Annotated in this window: 1 protein-coding gene; it reads right to left on the bottom strand. The window is 46.4% G+C overall.

Annotated features, from left to right (window positions below; all coding sequences use genetic code 11):
• A partial coding sequence (locus H0Z31_15710) for a pyridoxal 5'-phosphate synthase lyase subunit PdxS (GenBank protein ID MBO8178848.1) occupies positions 1-433 on the bottom strand: 433 nt, incomplete at its 3' end.
• Positions 434-793 lie beyond the last annotated feature (360 nt).

Raw genomic sequence — 793 nt, 5'->3', positions numbered from 1 at the left:
TGGAAGCTCCCTCTCCGATCCGGCGAAGGGCTTCGCCGAGGTTGCGGGCACCGCAAACGAAGGGAACGGTAAATTCATGTTTGTTGATGTGATAAACTTCGTCCGCCGGGGTTAACACTTCACTCTCATCAATGTAGTCAACCCCCAGGGATTCCAGAATACGTGCCTCCACAAAATGTCCGATCCGGGCTTTCGCCATTACGGGGATGGACACCGCATTCATGACTTCTTCTATAATGGTCGGGTCTGCCATACGTGCAACGCCACCGGCAGCACGAATGTCAGCAGGAACCCGTTCTAACGCCATTACCGCTACTGCACCGGCAGCTTCCGCGATTTTAGCCTGCTCGGCATTGACAACGTCCATGATGACGCCGCCTTTTTGCATTTCAGCCATTCCTCTTTTGACTGTAGATGTTCCCACTTGAACCATGATATTCTGCCTCCTAATCCTTTCAAATGTTCGGTTATTTTAAATTTTACCTAAACCATCGGGTAAACACAATAAAAAAAGCACTTGATCAACGCCCTGAATAACAGGAAAATCGGGTTGTCTGTTGTTAAAACCAACCTTTTACTGTATCAGCTATTCCACTGAATATGCCACCGATAAAATTCTTGATTCCCCGGAAAAACAGACGAATCCATCCTGCTTTCTCCACTTGCTGATCAGCGACCATGTTAAGCGTAATACTCTGCTGGTCTTCCGGTGAATCAATAATTTTATCGGTGGCATATTAAGTGGAATAGATGATACAGTAAAAGGTTGGTTTTAACAACAGACAACCCGATT

Source organism: Bacillus sp. (in: firmicutes), from assembly GCA_017656295.1.
GTDB lineage: Bacteria > Bacillota > Bacilli > Bacillales > JACDOC01 > JACDOC01.
Note: the sequence above shows the minus strand (reverse complement) of the source record. Positions and strands in the feature narration are given on the sequence as shown.